At 65.8% G+C, this 17,321-nt stretch carries 18 protein-coding genes; 8 read left to right on the top strand and 10 right to left on the bottom strand.

Annotation, left to right across the window (positions count from 1 at the left end):
• Positions 1-17: 17 nt before the first annotated feature.
• The 4 genes from ASC68_RS19120 (at position 18) to ASC68_RS19105 (ending at position 2,698) form a co-directional block, all read left to right on the top strand.
• Positions 18-593 (top strand): tetratricopeptide repeat protein, encoded by a 576-nt coding sequence (locus tag ASC68_RS19120; RefSeq protein WP_055882833.1) that lies wholly within the window; start codon positions 18-20, stop codon positions 591-593.
• Positions 594-683: 90 nt separating this feature from the next.
• Positions 684-977: a GNAT family N-acetyltransferase gene (locus ASC68_RS19115; RefSeq protein ID WP_055882832.1), complete on the top strand. Its 294-nt coding sequence runs from the start codon at positions 684-686 to the stop codon at positions 975-977.
• A 150-nt stretch (positions 978-1,127) separates the two neighbouring features.
• Positions 1,128-2,147, top strand: a complete 1,020-nt coding sequence (locus tag ASC68_RS19110) for a L,D-transpeptidase (protein ID WP_055882830.1) — start codon at positions 1,128-1,130, stop codon at positions 2,145-2,147.
• 101 nt (positions 2,148-2,248) lie between these two features.
• Complete coding sequence (locus ASC68_RS19105) at positions 2,249-2,698, top strand: hypothetical protein (RefSeq protein ID WP_055882828.1); 450 nt, start codon at positions 2,249-2,251, stop codon at positions 2,696-2,698.
• A gap of 107 nt (positions 2,699-2,805) precedes the next feature.
• Here ASC68_RS19105 and ASC68_RS19100 read toward each other — a convergent pair whose 3' ends face one another.
• Positions 2,806-3,411, bottom strand: a complete 606-nt coding sequence (locus ASC68_RS19100; protein ID WP_055882826.1) for an alpha/beta hydrolase — start codon at positions 3,409-3,411, stop codon at positions 2,806-2,808.
• Complete coding sequence (locus ASC68_RS19095; RefSeq protein WP_055882824.1) at positions 3,411-4,355, bottom strand: VOC family protein; 945 nt, start codon at positions 4,353-4,355, stop codon at positions 3,411-3,413. The genes ASC68_RS19100 and ASC68_RS19095 overlap by 1 nt, the downstream gene beginning before the upstream one ends.
• Before the next feature lie 199 nt (positions 4,356-4,554).
• Here ASC68_RS19095 and ASC68_RS19090 point away from each other — a divergent pair, with 199 nt between their 5' ends.
• Positions 4,555-5,346 (top strand): siderophore-interacting protein, encoded by a 792-nt coding sequence (locus tag ASC68_RS19090; RefSeq protein ID WP_055882823.1) that lies wholly within the window; start codon positions 4,555-4,557, stop codon positions 5,344-5,346.
• A 4-nt stretch (positions 5,347-5,350) separates the two neighbouring features.
• Here ASC68_RS19090 and ASC68_RS19085 read toward each other — a convergent pair whose 3' ends face one another.
• From ASC68_RS19085 to ASC68_RS19065, 5 genes are all read right to left on the bottom strand, one after another.
• Positions 5,351-5,665 carry a hypothetical protein gene (locus tag ASC68_RS19085; protein ID WP_055882821.1) on the bottom strand — a complete coding sequence of 105 codons (315 nt, stop codon included), beginning with the start codon at positions 5,663-5,665 and terminating at the stop codon, positions 5,351-5,353.
• Positions 5,666-5,753: 88 nt separating this feature from the next.
• Positions 5,754-6,509: a TIM barrel protein gene (locus tag ASC68_RS19080; protein WP_055882819.1), complete on the bottom strand. Its 756-nt coding sequence runs from the start codon at positions 6,507-6,509 to the stop codon at positions 5,754-5,756.
• An 81-nt stretch (positions 6,510-6,590) separates the two neighbouring features.
• Positions 6,591-7,898, bottom strand: coding sequence for a nicotinate phosphoribosyltransferase (pncB, locus tag ASC68_RS19075; protein WP_055882818.1), 1,308 nt, complete (start codon positions 7,896-7,898; stop codon positions 6,591-6,593).
• Between the two features lie 252 nt (positions 7,899-8,150).
• Positions 8,151-8,894, bottom strand: coding sequence for a sugar transferase (locus ASC68_RS19070; RefSeq protein ID WP_082528297.1), 744 nt, complete (start codon positions 8,892-8,894; stop codon positions 8,151-8,153).
• Positions 8,895-9,153: 259 nt separating this feature from the next.
• On the bottom strand, positions 9,154-9,612 hold the full coding sequence (locus ASC68_RS19065; RefSeq protein WP_055882816.1) for a hypothetical protein: 459 nt from the start codon (positions 9,610-9,612) through the stop codon (positions 9,154-9,156).
• A gap of 292 nt (positions 9,613-9,904) precedes the next feature.
• On the opposite strand from ASC68_RS19065, the gene ASC68_RS19060 reads away from it, so the two are divergent.
• From ASC68_RS19060 to ASC68_RS19050, 3 genes are all read left to right on the top strand, one after another.
• Positions 9,905-10,675 (top strand): SDR family NAD(P)-dependent oxidoreductase, encoded by a 771-nt coding sequence (locus ASC68_RS19060; RefSeq protein ID WP_055882814.1) that lies wholly within the window; start codon positions 9,905-9,907, stop codon positions 10,673-10,675.
• 177 nt (positions 10,676-10,852) lie between these two features.
• Positions 10,853-12,001: a mandelate racemase/muconate lactonizing enzyme family protein gene (locus ASC68_RS19055; RefSeq protein ID WP_055882812.1), complete on the top strand. Its 1,149-nt coding sequence runs from the start codon at positions 10,853-10,855 to the stop codon at positions 11,999-12,001.
• Positions 12,002-12,167: 166 nt separating this feature from the next.
• Positions 12,168-13,343, top strand: a complete 1,176-nt coding sequence (locus ASC68_RS19050) for an ROK family transcriptional regulator (protein WP_197421307.1) — start codon at positions 12,168-12,170, stop codon at positions 13,341-13,343.
• 165 nt (positions 13,344-13,508) lie between these two features.
• Here the strand turns inward: ASC68_RS19050 and ASC68_RS19045 are convergent, their stop codons facing one another.
• From ASC68_RS19045 to ASC68_RS28715, 3 genes are read right to left on the bottom strand one after another with little or no spacing between them, the layout of a single operon-like run.
• Positions 13,509-14,906: an FGGY-family carbohydrate kinase gene (locus tag ASC68_RS19045; RefSeq protein WP_055882808.1), complete on the bottom strand. Its 1,398-nt coding sequence runs from the start codon at positions 14,904-14,906 to the stop codon at positions 13,509-13,511.
• On the bottom strand, positions 14,903-15,835 hold the full coding sequence (locus ASC68_RS19040; RefSeq protein WP_055882806.1) for an ABC transporter permease: 933 nt from the start codon (positions 15,833-15,835) through the stop codon (positions 14,903-14,905). The genes ASC68_RS19045 and ASC68_RS19040 overlap by 4 nt, the downstream gene beginning before the upstream one ends.
• Positions 15,832-17,319, bottom strand: a complete 1,488-nt coding sequence (locus tag ASC68_RS28715) for a sugar ABC transporter ATP-binding protein (RefSeq protein WP_055882805.1) — start codon at positions 17,317-17,319, stop codon at positions 15,832-15,834. The genes ASC68_RS19040 and ASC68_RS28715 overlap by 4 nt, the downstream gene beginning before the upstream one ends.
• Between the last annotated feature and the right edge of the window lie 2 nt (positions 17,320-17,321).

Raw genomic sequence — 17,321 nt, 5'->3', positions numbered from 1 at the left:
AGGTCGAATATTGCGCGATGCTGCACATCCCACGTCGGCTCGCTTCGATCCTGACGCGCCTCTTGATGGGGCTCATGCTGCTGCTCGCGGCAGGCCCGGCTTTCGCCGACGACGCCGCCGACCGCGCCGCCATCGACAAGCTGTTCGCCCAGTTGCGTGTGGCGCCGAATGCCGAAACCGCACAGGCGATCGATGCGCAGATCTGGACCTATTGGACCACCCCGTCCGACCCGATCCTCGCTGGCCGCATGCGCGAGGTGCTGACGGCGCGCGGCATGGGCGACGCGGCCGGCGCACTGCGCCTGCTCGACAAGCTGATCGCCGACTATCCCGATTATGCCGAAGGCTGGAACCAAAGGGCCACCATCTATTACACGCTGGGCGATTTCGACGCCTCGATCGCCGATTGCGAGAAAGTGCTGGCCCTCGAGCCGCGCCACTTCGGCGCCCTCTCCGGGCGCGCCCTGATGTACCTGCAGCTGGGCAAGCGGGCGCTGGCGCTCAAGGACATGGCCGCAGCCCTGGCGGTGCACCCGTTCCTCAATGAGCGGCGTCTGTTCCCCGAACTGGGTGAGCCGATGACGCAGATCTGACCTGCCCCCACCGCCCTTCCGCCTGTCCGCTGCCACCCCATATGACATGCATTACCGGCGCTCACCCGCCGCCGAACTGAAAGGCCAGCTATGTCTGACGAACTCCCCGTCGAGCACGAAGAAGCCAACGGCCGTGGCCGCTACGTGGTCTATCTCCCCGACGGCTCCGAAGCCGAAATGACCTATCAGCGCCGCGACGCCAACACCATCATTGCCGACCATACCGGCGTGCCGCCGCAGCATCGCAACCTCGGCCTGGCGCTGAAGCTGGTGGAAACCGCCATCGCCGACGCCCGCGCCACCGGCAGCAAGATCGTACCGGTCTGCTCCTACGTCGTGGCGCAGTTCCGCCGCCACCCCGAATGGGCCGACCTGCAGGCCTGACCTCGGCGACTGCCTCCCGGCGTGGGCTTCGCCCTCGTCCTGCCGGTCGCTTTTTAGCCAAATGCTAACCATCCGGCGCCTCCAAGGGGGCGCTGAGGCAACTTGTAGCCCGCTGGCGCGCTTTCCTGTTCCCTAAAGGAATTGGAAACCATGCGCCGCGCGCTCGCCATCCTCGCTTTTGCCCTTACCGCTGCCGCTGCCCACGCGCAGGAGGCGGTAGCCCTGCCGATCCCTCCACTGACTGCCGAGGCGGTGAACGCGGCCGACATCTCGACCATCGCCGCGATCTATGCGACCGTCGCGCCGGCCGATCCCGCAGTTGCGGTCGAGCGTCACCCCGACCCGGCCGTGATCCGCCTGCAGGTGCTGCTCGATCGTGCCGGCGCCTCGCCGGGCGTCATCGATGGTTTCGATGGCGACAATGTCCGCAAGGCCGTGCTGGCCTTCGAGCTGATGCGCGGGCTGCCGCCCGACGGGGCGCTCGACCCCGAGGTGCTGGCGGCGCTCGAAACCGGCGGGCCGGTGATCGGCGACTACGCCATCATCGCCGATGACCTCAACGCCATCGGCGAGCCGATCCCCAGGGACTATGCCGAACAGGCGAAGCGCAGGTTCCTCGGCTACGCCTCGATCGAGGAGTCGCTGGCCGAGCGCTTCCATATGGATATCGACCTCCTGAAGGCGCTCAATCCCGGCGCCGGTTACACGGTCGGCGAACCGATCTACGTCGCCGCCTATGGCCCCGATCTCAAAGGCGAGGTCGTGCGCATCGAGGCCGACAAGTCACTGCGCCAGGTTCGTGCCTATAGCGCCGACGATCGGCTGCTTGCCGCTTATCCCGCCACCATCGGCTCGGAAGAGAACCCCTCTCCGTCGGGCACCCACATCGTCGAAGGCGTCGCCCCGATGCCGGAGTACACCTACAACCCCAAGGTCAACTTCCAGCAGGGCGAGAACACCGAAGTGCTCACCATCCCGCCCGGTCCGAACGGTCCGGTCGGCTCGATGTGGATCGACCTGAGCGAGCCGACCTTCGGCATCCACGGCACCCCGGAACCATCTCTCATCGACAAGACCGGCTCGCATGGCTGCGTGCGGCTGACCAACTGGGATGCCAATGAGTTGGCGAAGATGGTGAAACCCGGCGTGCCCGTCGACTTCGTCGGCTGATGTGGTTCTATGCGCCACCGGGTGAGTGGCGCCGGCCGGCGAGCCGGCGCGAGGCAACCGATCCGCCCCGGGAGCATTGGTCAGGTACAAGGAGAAGGCCAATGCTGAAACAAGGCACCGATATCAAGAGCTTCTTTGAGGCTTATGCCAAACGCAGCAACGCTGCGCTGCAGGATCCGCCCGTCGAGGATGTCGACGGCACCGTGGCAAGCTTCGCGCCCTACCTGGTCGAATCGAGCCCGCAGGGCGTGATGGGCGGCGCCAACAATACCGAGTTCAGGAACATGATCGGCCAGGGCTTTGCCAAATACCGCAACGTCGGTGGCACTGCCATGCGGATCACCGGCGTCAATGTCACTGAACTCGATGACGCCAACGTCATGGCGACGGTCGACTGGGAGTTCGACTACAAGCGCAGGCGGGACGGCAAGACCGGCACAGTCGGCTTCGCCAACCGCTACTTCCTCAACGTCGCCGGCGATACGCCCAAGATCTTCGCTTACATCACCCCCGACGAGCAGCAGGCGATGCAGGAGCACGGGTTGATCTGATAGGGGAGACAGCAGTCGGCAGTCGGCAGTCGGCAGTCGGGAAGCCCTGCCACTGGGCACCTATCCCTGCAACACGATTGCCGACTGCCTATTGCCGACTGCCGATCTCACGCCAGGAAATCCCGCACCGCGAGCAGTTCCTCGCGGCGGATTTCGTGGCCGCCTTCGTGCCAGAACAGCGATACCTCGGCGCCCTGCTCCTTGAAGTAGGCCGAGAGCAACTCCGCCGAATGCACCGGCGCGATAGGGTCACGCCGGCCGGCCGTGATGATGATCCGCTTACCCTTCAGTCCCGGTTGCGGCTTGGGGGTGAACGGGATCAGCGGGTGCATCAGCACCGCCACGTCGAACTGTTCCGGCGCCTCGAACAAGACCGAGGCGAGGATATTCGCCCCGTTCGAATACCCCAGTCCGAGCACTTCCTTCGCGTTCCCCTTGCTGGCGCCGACAAAGCCCGCGAGCTTCCTGGTCGCCCGCGCCAGGTCCGCCATGTCGTAGCGGCCCTCGCCGACGCGCTTGAAGTAGCGTAGCGCTCCGCCTTCGGAGACGTCGCCGCGCACCCCGATGCGTCGCGCCCCGGGCTTCAGTTCGGCCGCGAGGTCGGTGAACTGATGTTCGTCGCCGCCGGTACCGTGCAACAGGTAGAAGGCCGGCGCATCCGAGGATGCGCCGGGGATATCCACGTTGACGTAGCTGTCGATCGTCTCGGCCATCATGCCGGCTCCTTCTCTTCGAGCGGCTGCAGCGTCTGCTCCAGCGTGCTTCTCAGGTGCTCGTGCTGCTTGGGCAGCTTCAGCGCTTCACCCAGGTGCGCGGTGTCCTCGTCCCGGTCGAAGCCGGGTTCGTTCGTCGCGATCTCGAACAGCACACCGCCCGGGGTCCGGAAATAGATCGCCCAGAAATAGTCGCGGTCGATCACAGGCGTCACCTGGTAGCCGGTGTCCAGCAAGGCCTTGCGCACTTCGAGCTGCGCCGCCCGGTTCTCCACTGCGAAGGCGATGTGGTGTACCGAGCCCGCGCCGAGATCGGCCCGGTTGGCATCAGGCAGCACCTCGATGTCGATGCTGTTGGCCGGGTTGCCATCCGGCCGGATCAGCCGGTGGATGTTCTCCGAGCTTTCGGCGTTCTGGTAGCCCATGAACTTCAGCAGCTCTTCAGTGGCGCCGCCATCGCGCAGCCGCAGCGAGGCCGAATGGAAGCCACGGATCGCATGCTCGGCATCGACGCCATTGCCAGTCCACGGCAGCCGCGTATCGGCAGCATTCTCGACCAGGGCCAGCGCATCGCCCTCCGGCGCCCGGAAGCTCAGGCGCTTCTCGCCGAAGCTTTCGGAGAGTTCGAGATCCCCGACGCGATCCGCCGCCAGCCGCTCCTGCCAGTAGCCGAGCGAACCCTCAGGCACCGAGAACACCGTGGTGCCGACCTCGCCGACGCCAGGCCGGCCACGGGCGATGTGCGGGAACGGAAAGTGCGTCATCACCGTGCCCGGCGTGCCGACCTCATCACCGTAATAGAGGTGATAGACATCGGGCGCGTCAAAATTGACCGTCTGCTTGACCCGGCGCAGGCCGAGCGTCTTCGAAAAGAAGTGGTTGTTCTCGGCCGCATCGCGCGCCATCGAAGTAACGTGGTGCAGGCCCTTGATCTGAGTGATCATCGCTAACTCCTTGCGTCGGCTCTTGCCGATCGCGCTCCTGTGCCGGCCTTTGCCGGTCGCTTCGGCAGTAGAGATAGGGCACCGGCATTCACTCGAATAGCGCACCATCGGCGCAAGGGATTGTTTGTTTCGATCGAACAATCACAGCTTACGGGGTGTTCACTTGACCGATCGGATCGGCCTCGGCTAAATCTTGACTATGGAAGTCATAAATAGATCGCTCGAGCGCATCCGGCTCGAAACCCGCATCCGCATCCTCGACGTCGCCTCGGTCGTCGACCTCACCCCGCATATGCGCCGGATCCGGCTGACCGGCCCGGAACTCGAGGGCTTTCAGTCCCCGGGGCACGCCGACCACGTCAAGGTCTTCCTGCCCTCCGACGGCAAGCCGCTCCCCCGCCCTGAGCGCCATCCCGATGGCCTCGTCTGGCCCGACGAGGTGGCAAAGCCGTTCGTGCGCGAATACACGCCGCGCTACTTCGATGCCGCAGCGCTGACCCTCGACCTCGACTTCGTGCTGCATGGCGATGGCCCAGCCTCAGGCTGGGCGGCGGCCGCCAGGCCCGGCGACCAGTTGATGATCGGTGGTCCGCGCGGCACCATCCGTGTCCCCGAGGCGTTCGACTGGTACTTCATTGCCGGCGACGAGACCGCGCTGCCCGCCATTGGCCGCCGCATCGAGGAACTGCCCGCCAATAAGCCTGCTATCGCCATCATCGAAGTGCCCGAGGCCGCCGACGAGCAGCGCTTCGAAACCAGCTCTCCGGTGGCGATCCACTGGATCCACCGCAATGGCCGCGAGGCCGGCGCCGACAACCTGATCCTGCCCACAGTCGCCGAGATCGGCTTCCCACGCGGCGAAGGTTTTGCCTTCGTCGCCGGTGAGGCACAGATGGCCAAGGCGCTGCGCCACCACCTCGTCGCCCGCGGTTTCAACAACGACTACATCCGGGCCGCCGGCTATTGGCTGAGGGGCGAAGCCGGGGACTGACCGGCTACTGCTTGATGGTCAGCCTGCCCGGGTTGCGCAGTTGCGGCCGGCTACTTGATGACGGCGTGTCGAGCACGCAGTTGGCCATGGCAATCTGGTAGGCCCGCGCGACGCGAACCTTGCACTCGCCATAGATCACCGAGGTGAGCGGGTAGATCGCACAACCCGCATCATCGATATTGAACTGCACCAGCGCCTTCTGCAGGCAATCGGACTTTGCCGCGTTGTCCTTGGGAGCGGCTAGCGCTGCGCCGGCGACAAGTATGCCGACGCAAAAAGCGAGGCTGCGGATAAGCTGGAGTCGAGTGGGAGAGCGCATCTGGACCTCCTCCTGGATGGCCACGACGCTGTCACACCCAAGCTTAACTCACGCTGAGCGCCCCATCTCCGTTCCGTTCATTTTCGGCTTACACCGCATCGCGGAACTTCAGCGTCTCGACCGTCGGCCTGCTCGGCTTGTACTCGAGCCCGATCAGCCCGTCATAGCCCTGCGCCTTTAGCCATTCGAGCCGCTCGGCATAGTCCATGCGACCGCTGCCCGGCTCGCCGCGGCCCGGTGTATCGGCAAGATGCACATGCACGACGCGATCGAGCCGGCCGGCCAGCACCTCGATTTCCTCGCCCATCACGGCCGCGTGGTAGATGTCATAGAGCAGCTTGATTTCGGGCCGGCCCACCTCGTCGACGATGTCGAGCCCTTCCTCGGTCGAGGTGAGGTAATAGCCCGGGTGATCCACGCGGTCGTTGAGCGGCTCCAGCGCCAGCACCACGTCCGAGCCCTCGAGGATTCTGGCGGCTTCCTTCAGCACCTTGACGATCGCCGCATGCTGCGCCGCGCGCGCCATGCCGGGCTGGTTGTCGCCGGCCTGGGCGATGATCACCCTGGCGCCCAGCTGCAGCGCCGCCGCCAGCGAGGTGCGCACCCCCTCGAGGAACCACTGGTGCGATTCCGGATTGGTCAGCGGCGCGATCGGCTCACACAGAATCCCGGCCAGCGTCAGCCCGGTTTCGTCGAGCGCCAGCTTGATGGCGTCGCAATCCTTGTTGGAGAAACGCCAGAACTCGACAGCGTCGAGCCCCGCGGCCTTGGCCGCGCGGACCCGGTTGGCAACATCAGGTTCTTCGGTGGCGAACAGCCACTCGATACAGGCGGAGTAATGCATAAGACCTCAGATAACCAAGCGGGATCAGGGAAAGCTGTGAGACTCTTCCGATTCGATTCCCGCGACGAAAAACAGCGTCTGTCAGACGGTAACTTTGTGGGAAACCCGGCCCTTGTCGCCGAAGATCCTGATGTAGCGGCGGATTTCTGCCGCATCGCCGGTGGCCTTCTCCGGATTGTCCGAGAGCTTCACCGCCGGACGGCCATCCGCCTCGCTCACCTTGCACACCAGCGAGATCGGCTCAAGCTGCGGGTTGGGCCACGGCGAACAGCCCGAGAAATCGTTGGTGAGGTTGGTGCCCCAGCCGAAGGCCATGCGCACCCGGCCATGGAAGTGGTGATAGGCTTCCTCGATCATGTCGACGTCCAGCCCATCGGAGAAGATCAGCAGCTTGTCGCGCGGGTCGCGCCCGCGTTCCTGCCACCACTTGATGATCTTCTCGCCGCCCTCGATGGCGGGCGCACTGTCCGGCCGGAAGCCGGTCCAGTCCGCCACCCAGTCGGGCGCATGCCTGAGGAACGCATCGGTACCGAAGGCGTCGGGCAGGACGATCTTGAGATTGCCGCCATAGTAGCTCTCCCAATCCTGCAGCACCTGGTACGGCGTCTGTTTCAGCGCTTCCTCGTTCGGCGCGATTGCCGCCAGCACCATGGGCAGCTCATGCGCGTTGGTGCCCAGTGCCTCAAGGTCGTTGTCCATGGCCAGCAGCACGTTCGACGTGCCGGTAAACACTTCGAGCCCCAGCCCTTCCTTCAGCGCCTCGACGCACCAGCGCTGCCACAGGAACGAGTGCCGGCGACGGGTGCCGAAATCCGAGATGCGGAGCTCAGGGAGCAATTTCAGCCGCTCCACCTTCTCCCACATCTTGGCCTTGGCCCGCGCATAGACGACGTCGAGCGCGAACGGCCCATAGGCCTTCAACGCGGCACGACTGCGCAGTTCATTGATGATGGCGAGCGCCGGGATCTCCCACATCGTGGTCTCGATCCACTTGCCGTGGAAGGTCAGCTCAAACTGCCCGTCGCGCTTTTCGAGGTGGTAATCCGGCAGCCGGAACCCCTCGAGCCAGCGCAGGAACTCGGGCGAGAAAATCTGCTTCGAGCCATAAAAGCTGTTACCCGCCAGCCAGATCATCTCCTTCTTGCCGAAGCGGAGGGTCCGCGCATGGTCGAGTTGCGCGCGCAGTTCGCCCTCGTCGATATCGTCGGCGAGACGGACTGAGGTCTTGCGGTTGATCAGCGAGAAGGTGGCGTCGACTTTGGGGTAGAGCCCCCAGATCATCTGCAGCATCAATAGCTTGTAGAAATCCGTATCGAGCAGGCTTCTGACGATCGGATCGAGCTTCCAGGTATGGTTGTAAACCCGCCGGGCAATGTCGGTCTTCGGCATCACGCTTCCCTTCACTCGCCCGACACGTCCTGGAGCGCCTGCAGGAAAAGTCGTGAGACTTTTCCACCTCGAAAGCGCGACCAAGCCGATAACCTGGAGCATTCCGTCGTCTCAGCGAGACGATGGAAATGCTCTAGGCGGATCGGAGCGAAAAGAAAAGAGCACTCCATCGCCAAACGACGATGAAGGCCGCGCAATGGTGCGACAGGGGGCTGGCCTCCACGCGCGGGGCGCCGGGCCGCCCGACGTCCGTCAGTTGCCGGAGCCGGAGAGAAACTCGCTCTTGATCGTCATCCAGATGATCTTGAGGTCGAGGCCAAGCGACTGATTCTGGATATAGGCCAGGTCGTGATCGATCCGGCTGCACGAAGACTGCGCATCGGTCGTCGGTCCGCGCAGGCCATTGGCCTGAGCCCAACCCGACAGGCCTGGCCGCACTGCGTGCCGCAGCTCATAGTAAGGCACCAGGTCCTCATAGACCACGCCCGCTGCCTTCATGCCGATGGCATGCGGGCGCGGTCCGACCAGCGACATGTCGCCCCTGAGCACATTGAACAGCTGCGGCAACTCGTCGAGGCTGCGCGAGCGCATGAAGCGCCCAAGCGGCGTCACCCCGGGGTCGCCGGTCGTCACCTGTCGCACCCCGGTCGGATCGCAGGCGTCTGTCCGCATGGTGCGGAATTTGTAGATGCGGAACGGCACGCCATTGCGGCCGTGGCGCCATTGCCGGAACAGCACCGGCCCGGGACTGGAAAGCTTGATGGCGATCGCCAGCATCAGCAGCGTCGGCGACAGCGCGATCAGCGCCCCCGCCGAAAGCACGATGTCGATGGTTCGCTTGAGGATATCCTGAACGGTCGCCCGTGGCGGCCTCGCCGCGATCACCGGGATTCCGTTGTTCAAAGCCAGCGGCAGGCCATGTTGCGGTACCCGCCTGGTGAACGCGCGATCGATCGGGACCACATCCCCGATCTCGGACGAAAGAAAGACACGCAAGTTTTGCTCCGTCGCCTAGCCCAAAGCACTCGGCTGCATCCGCCAAGCGACTACATCCTCTCCCGCCCTCGGGAACGCGGCGCTCAGCCAGTAGCTCGGCCGAACTTCAAAATCGACGGCACGCCACCGCAATGGCACTACCGCTCATAAGCACCGTCAGCGTGTGGCCCGCTGCCCGGCACTGCCCAAACACCAATCCTCGCCTCACCCTGCGATGAGGCCTGGACCCTGCCATCGGGTTAGGCAGATAGCCGGCGCCTTAATTGGCGCTGGCCAGCTCCGGCACGGGGATCGCCGCCGTAGTAATAATCTGGCAATCCCTGATCGTGGCACTGATCTCGATGATCTGGGCCTGCTGAACCCCATCAGTCGAAAGCTGTGCCGCCGTTTCAATTGCGATCGGAAGCTCGGTCTGGTCTACCAGACAAGTTTCGTCGTCCTGGTAGAGCTCAACCAGAGCCGCCACCAGTTCAGCGATCGTCTCATTAGCGGCTTCCGAGGGCGCACCGATGCCCTTGAGGAAACCGTCCACTGCGGCAATACACTGGCCCCAGCGGTCCTTGTCGCCGTCATACTGTTCGCCCACCACCGGTGCGCAAACAGACATAACGCCAGGAATGTCCGTCGGAGCGCTCTGCGCCAGCGCAGCCGGGCTCCACAGGGCAGCCATGAAAGAAACCGCTGCCAGAGTTCCACACGCAAGTTTAAGATGAGGCATCTTACCCTCCTCCTCTTTGTAACACATTTTTAACACTAAGCGTCTGTCACGTCGAAAGTCAACGCGCCGCAACGACTTCGCCGATCACGTTATAGGCAGAACCGCGAAAATGGTTACCGGTGGAACTTCTTTATTACACCTCGGCAAACAACAACCGGCGGTGTGTTGCAGGCCGCTGCTTGCGGGCGGTGGCCGCCCGGCTGGCGGGTGACGGCGCCTATTAGTCCCTGTTTCCATCTTTCGCCAGCACCGTTCCGATGCTGATATGCCCGGCAACAACAGGGAGGACTTCATGCAACGTGTATTGGTCACCGGCGCGGCCAAGGGCATCGGACGCGCCGTCGCTGAGGCCTTCGCGGCCGAGGGCGCCAAGCTTGTACTGATGGATGTCGATGCCGCCGGGCTCGATGAGGTCGCGGCCGCGCTCAAGGGCAAGGCCGCAGCCACCGAGATCTGCGTCGGCTCCGTCGCCAGCCTCGCCGACTGCAGCCGTGCCGCGGCCATGGCGCAACAGAGCTTCGGCGGCCTCGACGTATTGAGCCACAATGCCGGTATCCAGACTTACGGCACCGTCGAGACCACCGACGAGGCGCTCTGGGACCGCACCCTCGACGTCAACCTCAAGGGCGCCTTCCTCATCTCGAAGGCCTCGATGGCCATGTTGCGCGCCTCAAAAGGCAGCGTCGTCCACATCTCCTCGGTGCAGGGTGTGGCCTCACAGGCCGGCGTCACCGCCTACTCGGTGTCCAAGCACGGCCTCATCGGCCTCGTCCGCTCGATGGCCGTCGACTACGCTCCCTACGGCGTGCGCGTGAACGGCATCGCCCCTGGCTCGGTCGATACCCCACTGCTCCGCAACGCTGTCGACGCCGCGCCCGACCCGGCCGCCGTGTATGCGGAAATCGACGCCATGCATCCGCTCGGCCGCATGGCCCACCCGTCCGAGGTCGCCAGCGCCGTGCTGTTCCTCGCTTCCGAAAACGCCTCCTTTATCACCGGCGAGGTCTTGCGGGTCGATGGCGGGATGCGTGCCAGATTGGGTGGCTCGCCCAAGACCAACTAAGCGCGAGGCGGGGGCCGCGACGGTCGATCGGCTGGAGCGGCCATGCCCTGGGGCCGGCCGTCGACGCCGGCTTCGCCCCGCCGGTTCATTCGCTCGTCCAATTGACTCCCTTCCGCCAATCAGGGCCCCTTCTCTCACAATCGAGCGGGACAACCCCGCCGCTGAGGAGCCATTGAAGTGAAGATTACCGCCATCAAGCCCTACGCCGTCTGGGTGGGCATCCGTAACCAGCTCGTCGTCAAGATCGAGACCGACGAGGGCATTTTCGGCTGGGGCGAAAGCGGCCTGTCGGGTCGCGAAAAGGCAGTAGTCGGCGCCATCGAGCACTACGCCGAGATCCTCATCGGCATGGACCCGTTCAAGATCGGCCACATCTGGCAGCTGCTCTATCGCAGCCAGTATTTCGAGGGCGGCCGCGTGCTGCAGGCGGCGATCTCGGCCATCGACATCGCGCTCTACGACATCAAGGGCAAGGCATTGGGAGTACCCGTTTACGAGCTCCTGGGCGGCAAGCAGCGCGACAAGATCCCGACCTTCGCCACCACCTCGGGCGAACCCGGCCCCGAAATGATCGAGCAGGCCAAAATGCTGATTGCCCATGGCTGGAACGCCATGCGGCTGTCGCCGTCGGGTCATGGCGAAACGGTCTACGAGCCGCGTGAGCATATCGGCAAGACCGCCAAGTGGATGGTCAAGGCGCGCGAGGAGCTGGGCGAGGACGTCATCCTCGGCATCGACTTCCACCACCGCCTGTCCGTGGCCGAGGCTGCGAGCTTCTGCCAGAAGATGCCGTCCGGCACGCTCGACTTTCTCGAGGAGCCGATCCGCGACGAGACCCCCGAGGCCTATGAATCGCTGCGCACCCTCACCGACATACCCTTCGCCATCGGCGAGGAGTTTGCGTCCAAGTGGCAGTTCCTGCCCTACATCGAACGCGGCATCCATCAGTTCAACCGCATCGACGTGTGCAATGTCGGCGGCCTGACCGAATCGATGAAGGTCGCCGGCTGGTCCGAGGCGCACTACGTGGACATGATGCCGCACAACCCGCTCGGCCCGATCTGCACGGCGGCCACCGTTCACTTCTCGGCAGCGGTGCCGAACTTTTCCTGGCTCGAGACCCGCTCCAGCCCGGCGGAACATCTCGGCTTCGACAATACCGAGTTTTTCCCCGTGCAGCCGCGGCTTGAGGGCTCGCACTACCCGGTCAGCAATGCCCCGGGGCTCGGCATCGAGGTCAATGAAGAACTGATCAAGCAGCAAAGCTTCAAGTTCTGGCAGGCACCCATGCTGCACCGCCGCGATGGCTCTGTGACCAATTGGTAGTGATCTCGTGGGTTGACGCCCCGCCGCGCCACCCCACTTAGTACTTGTGGACGCAGGAATCGAAGCTCAGCCCGTACTTCGGGCTGAGCGGCGTTGCTTCGGCGTCAATTTGGGTTGCGGCGAGGGCTTAGAATTGGCTGACTTTTTTGAACCCGCGGGACGCGGCGTGCAACATGCCAGCCTGCGCGCCGCCAATCGCCGCGCCGTGCTCACCACCATCACCTTCAGCCCCGGCATTTCCAACGCCGAAGTGTCGCGTCGCACCGGCCTCGCCCCGCAGACGGCGTCGGCGATCGTCACCGAGCTCGAGGATGATGGCCTCATCACCCGTGGCGATGTGCTGCGCGGCCGCCGCGGCCAGCCGGCGACGCCGCTCTACCTCGACTACGCCGGCGCCTATGGCATCGGCTGCGAGATCTCCTGGCACCACATCGACATCACCCTGATCAACCTCGGCAGCGAGGATCTCGGCCGCTATCGCCGCGATTTCGCCTACCCCGACGCAACCACCGTCATCGCCGAGGCGGCCGAAGCGATCGCCGGCCTTGTTGCCCGGCTCAGCCCCGCGCAGCAGCAACGCGTCGCCGGCGTCGGCCTCGCGACACCCAGCAACCTCGGTAGCCTGATCGGCAATGTCGACCCGCCGGCTGATCAGCTCGAGGCGTGGCGTGACCTCGATCTGCGCGCCGCGCTCGAAGCGGCGACGGGCCTCGCCACCACCTGGTTCAATGACGGCAACTGCGCCTGCTTCGCCGAAATGGTGATGTCGCAGCCACCGCGCCCGGCCAACCTGGTACACCTGTTCGTTTCGACCTATCTCGGGGCGGGCATCACCGCCGAACACACGCTGTGGGAAGGCCCGACCGGCAACTCCGCCAACCTCGGATCGATGCTGGTCAACGGCCATGACGGCCATCGCAGCTTCGGCCACGACATCGCCTCGACCACGGCCCTCGGCCGGCGCCTCGCCAAGGCGGGCATCGAACTGCCGGTCGGCAACCCCTCCGACTGGCCATGGGCAGATTGGGAAGCGCACATCGCCCCATGGGTCGAGGCGTCGGGCAGCGCCCTCGCCGAGATCATCGTCAATACCGGCGCCGTGCTGGAGATCGATCACGCCATCATCGACAGCACCGCCCCGCAGCCGATCATCGAGCGGCTGGTGGCGGCAACCGAGCAGTCGCTGGCCGAACTGGTGGTCATCGGCGCCAGGCGCCCTCGCCTCGTCGCCGGCACGCTGGGCGCCCGCGCCACCCCGCTCGGCGCCGCCCAGCTGACCATGTTCCGCAGGCATTTTTCGCGGGACCTGAGTGATATGCTGGCGGCGGAAGCGGGCGACTAGCTGGCCGCTGGGCTGGTGGTCGCGGACCCCCACCCCTGTCCCCTCCCCCTAAGAATGGGGAGGGAGACCCTCACACGGACATCGAGGCTGCCGTCTCCCTCCCCATTCTTAGGGGGAGGGATTAAGGGTGGGGGTCGGCCCGCACCGGCGTTCATCTAGTCCGGCCTAAACCCGCGCCAGCTCCCGCAGCATCACTGTAGCCCGCTCGAACCGCTGCTGCTGCCGCGCAATCCGCTCCGCCCGATCGGCCCTCGGCAGGAAAACCCTGCCCCGCGCCGCGGCGCCGACGGTCAGCCCAAGTGCCTTCGCTGCGGCGCGATAGGCGCCGAGGCTCGCGGCCAATACCGGATATTGCGGCACCGTGACCTCGCGGCCCAGCACGTCGGCCATGATCTGCGGCCACACCGCGCTCTGCGCGCCACCGCCCACCAGGTAAACCGGCCCAACGGCGCCCATGGCCCGCACATTGGCGGCGATGGCGAACGCCACGCCTTCGAGCGCCGCATAGTAGAGCGCCGCCGCGCTGTCGCTAGCCGCGACATTGGCGAACCCGGCCCTGAGTTCAAGGTCGACGAACGGGGTGCGCTCGCCGTTGAGATAAGGCAGGAACAGCGCCCCGCCGGGTGCAGCATCCGCCTCACCCGCCAGCCGCTCGGCTTCGGAGAGGGTCAGACTCAGCGTGTCACGGGCCCATTGCGCCGCCGCGCCGGCAGAGAAGATCGGCGCCACCTCGATCAGCCCGCCATGCAGCGGATGCGACAGCCGATAGTATGGCCGCGGCGTTCGCTCGGTCAGCGCGGTGACACCCGCCACCCAACCGCTGGTGCCCAGGTAGATGCTGACCTCATCGGGCTGCTCCGCCCCGCTGCCGATGGTCGTCGCTGCGGCATCGCCACAGCCGTTGATCACCGGGATGCCAGCCGGCAGACCCAGCGCAGTCGCGGCCTCAGCCGTCAGCCCGCCGAGCACGGTTTCTGCCGCGAGGATCGGGGGCAGCAAGCCGCGATCGATGCCGAGCAGTTCGACCAGCTCAGCCGACCAGTCGCGCGTGCCGATATCCATCAGCCCGGTGGTGCTGGCGCAGCTCGGATCGGTGGCCGCGACGCCGGTGAGCCGCAACGCCAGAAAATCCTTCGAACCCGGCAGCACCCATTCGGCGTTTTTCGGCCCGAGCGCCAGCAGTTTGAACGCCGTCATCAGCGGCCGCGGCGCATTGCCGAGGATCGCCGTGGCATCGGCCGCCGCGAGCCGCGCCACCACCGCCTCGAAGGCTTCCGTCCCGATCGGATCGGAATAGAGCGCCGCCTCCCGCACTGGCGTGCCGACCGCATCGACGGCGATCAGGTTCTCCATCATCCCGGTCAGCGACAGCGCCGTGACGCCGTCGCGTGGCAGCCTGCCCAACGCCTCGACCGCGGCGCGCCACCAGTCCTCCGGCGCCCGCCGATGCGGCGCACGCTGCTCGGGGTAGCCGGCATCGGTGGTGGCGATCACCGCGCCGTCGTCGGCGAACACCGTCGCCTTCAGCGCCGAGCTGCCGCAATCGAGCACCAGGATGCTCATTTCGCCCGCCCCACCCGGCGCAGCAGCACCGCCACGAGAATGATCACCCCGGTCATGATCTTCTGCACGAACGGCTCGACCCCGACGATGGTCATGCCGTTGACCATCACCCCGGTGATGGCGACGCCCAGCAGCGTGCCCGCCACCGTCGGCGCTCCGGTGGGCGATGCCGTGGTGCCGATGAACACCGCCGCATAGGCCGGCAGCAGCAGCGGCTCGCCCATGGTGTGCTGCACGCTGCCCAGTCGCGACGCCAGCAGCAGCCCGGCGAGAGCCGAGAGCCCGCCGGCAATGGCGAAGGTGACGATGACGTCGCGGACGATCGGCAGACCGGCGAGCCGCGCTGCCTGCGCGTTGCCGCCGATGGCCCGCAACCGCCGCCCGAACTCGGTCTGCGTCAGGACGAACGCCGCGACCCCCAGCACCGCGACGATCCAGAAGCCCAGCACAGGGATGCCGAACACGTCGCCGCGCGCCAGGCTCTTGAAGCCATCCGGCACCGACTGGAACAGGCTCTGCCCACCACTGAGCCCGAAGGCGAAGCCCGAAAGGATGGTGCCGAGCGCCAGCGTCGCAACGAACGACGGAATGCCGAACCGCGCCACCAGCACCCCATTGGCGGCACCGCCGACGCTCCCCACCAGCAGCGCTGCCGGCACCGCCAGCCACAGGTCGTAGCCCTGCCCGAACAGCACGAAGCAGATCACCGCCGCCAGTGACGCCGAAAAGCCGACCGACAGGTCGAACTCCGAAATGGTCATCACCAGCGTCGCCGCGGTCGCGACGATAGCGAGGGTCGCCATCTGCTGGACGAGGTTGAACACATTGGCCGGCGACGCGAATGCCGCAGGCGCCGCGATCGAAAAACCGATGCAGAGCAGCACGAAGGCGATCAGCGTGCCGAAGCGATTGAGATTGGTGCGGGTCACGCCGCCTCCCGAGACTGCGCGGCCGCCGACAGCGCTTCGGCGCTCGCCTCCGCGCGGGTGAAAACTCTAACGATGCCGCCCTGCCGGAACACCGCGATACGGTCGCCCAGTTCCAGCGCCTCGTCGCGGTCCGAGGTCGAAACCAGCACCGCATTGCCGTCGGCGGCGATGGCCCGGATGATGTCCTTGATGGTCGCCTTGGCCATCACGTCGACGCCCTCGGTCGGCTCATCGAGCAGCATCACCTTGGAGTGCCGGTTGGCCCAGCGCGAAAAGATCAGCTTCTGCTGGTTGCCGCCGGACAACGTCCGCGCCAGCTGTTTCGGGTCGCGATAACTGAGCGACACCCGCTCGGCAGCGACAACAAACTCCGCCTCTTCGGCCTTCACATCCGGCACCGGCAGCCCGCGCAGGCGGCGATAGCCCGACAGCAGCGGCAGCGTCTTGTTGAACACCAGGTCCTCGTTGACGAACAGCCCGCTGCGATGTCGGTCGGCCGGCACGCACGACACGCCCCGGGCAATCGCCTGCCGCGGCGAGCGCGGCGCATAATCCGCACCGGCGAGCCGCATCTTGCCGACCCAGGGGATCGCCCCCCAGATCGCGTTGAGCAGGCTCGAGCGTCCGGACCCGGCCAGCCCATAAAGCGCGATCACCTCACCGGCATGCACGTCAAGTCGCGCCGGCCGGGTCAGGTCGCCTGCCGTCACGCCATCGATCTCGATAATCTTGGGCGCGCTGGTGTCGGTCGCCCGGTTCGAGCGCTCCGAGGCGCTGCCGCCCATTGCCGCGATCATCGCCTCGGGTTTCACTTCGCCCTCGGCAAAGCGCGCCACGATCCGCCCGTCGCGGATCACCACGGCGCGTCCGCAGAAATCGGCGATCTCGTCGAGCCGGTGGCTGACCAGGATGATCGAGGTGCCGCGCTGTCGCGTGCGGCGCAGCACGTCATAGAACCGCTCGGCATCCTCTGCCGGCAACGCCGCGGTCGGCTCGTCGAGGATCAGCAGGCGGCCCTTGTCGGCCACCGCCCGCAACAGCCGCACGAACTGCCGCTCGGCCGGCGGCAGGAACATCACCGGCAGGTCGAGATCGAGCTCCGGCGCGATGTCGGCCGCCACTTCGGCAATCGCCGCGCGCATCGCCTTGCGGTCGATCCGTCCGAACCGCCGTGGATAGGCGCGGCCGAGATAGCAGTTTTCGACCGTATCGAAGCCCGGCACCAGCGGCGCATCCTGGTGGATGACCCGGATGCCCGCCGCGTAGGCATCATGCGCCGAGTGAAACTGCGTGAGGCTGCCGTCGATGCGGATCTCGCCCGCATCGGGTCGATCCGCGCCGGCAATGAGCTTGATCAGCGTGGATTTGCCGGCGCCGTTCGGCCCGACAAGCCCAAGCACCTCGCCCTCGGAAAGGGCGAGGCTCACGTCCTCGAGCGCGTGGGTTGCGCCGAAGCGCCGGCTGATCCCGGAAAGGTCCAGCAACG

It is taken from the genome of Devosia sp. Root105, from assembly GCF_001424865.1.
Classification (GTDB): Bacteria; Pseudomonadota; Alphaproteobacteria; order Rhizobiales; family Devosiaceae; genus Devosia_A.
This window is presented reverse-complemented; position numbering and strand designations above follow the sequence as displayed.